This window comes from Nonomuraea antimicrobica, from assembly GCF_039536965.1.
GTDB classification, from domain to species: Bacteria; Actinomycetota; Actinomycetes; order Streptosporangiales; family Streptosporangiaceae; genus Nonomuraea; species Nonomuraea antimicrobica.
This window is the reverse complement of sequence record NZ_BAAAZP010000079.1, coordinates 1-974: the sequence shown is the minus strand read 5'-3', so window position 1 is coordinate 974 and position 974 is coordinate 1. Positions and strand designations below refer to the sequence as shown.

Sequence of the window (974 nt, the reverse complement as noted above, 5' to 3'; positions counted from 1 at the left end):
GGGGGTGGTTGTGGTGGTCGAGGTGGGGTTGGAGTTCTTGGGGGGTGGCTTGGATGGCGGTCATGGCGCCGGGGGGGAGGGTGTTCATGAGGTGGGCGCGGGTGGTGATGAGGGTGGCGGCGTCGGGGAGGGTGAGGGTGCCGGCGATGTGGGCGGCGGTGATTTCGCCGATGGAGTGGCCGGCGAGGGTGTGGGGGTGGATTCCCCAGTGGTTGAGGAGGCGGGTTTGGGCGGTTTGGAGGGCGAAGAGGGCGGGTTGGGTGTAGGTGGTGGTGTTGAGGAGGTGGGCGTGGGGGGTGTCGGGTTGGGCCCACATGATGTGTTGGAGGGGGTGGTCGAGGTGGGGGTCGAGGTGGGCGCATATTTCGTCGAGGGCGTGGGCGAAGGCGGGGAAGGTGTTGTAGAGCTCGCGGCCCATGCCGGGTCGTTGTGATCCTTGTCCTGAGTACAGGAACGCGATTTTGCCTTCTTTGGGCCGGCCGGTGATGACGCGAGGACCAGTGCCGCCACCGGGGGTGCGGGAGCTGCGGGAGCTGCGGGAGCCGCCGGGAGTGCCGGAACCGCCGACGCCGCTGGAGCCGCCGGGAGTGCGGGAGCCGCCAGAACTGCCGGGAGGGCTGGGGCTGTTGGAGTCGCCAGAACTGTCGGGGGTGCTGGGGCTGCTGGAGTCGTTGGAGCTGCCGGAGCTGCCGGGGGTGTTGGAGTCGCTGGGGGCTGTGGCGGGGGTTGGGGTTGGGGTGGGTGTTGGAGGGTTGGTGGTTGGGGTGGGTGTTGGAGGGTTGGTGGGGGTGTTGTTGGGGTTGGTGAGGTGGTGGAGGGCTTGGTGGAGTTCGTTGGTGGTGTGGGCGAGGATGACGGTGCGGTGGTCGTGGTGGGCGCGGGTGGTGCTGGTGGCTAGGCCGATGTCGTGGAGGGTGTGGTGGGGGTTGTTGTGGAGGTGTTGGGTGAGGCGGGTGGCTTGGGCGGTGAGTGCG

The 974-nt window shown here is 68.7% G+C and carries 1 protein-coding gene; it reads right to left on the bottom strand.

Features of this window, described 5'->3' with window-relative positions; all coding sequences use genetic code 11:
- On the bottom strand, nucleotides 1-974 hold a 974-nt coding region (locus tag ABD844_RS20835; protein WP_344880154.1), incomplete at both ends, for an acyltransferase domain-containing protein.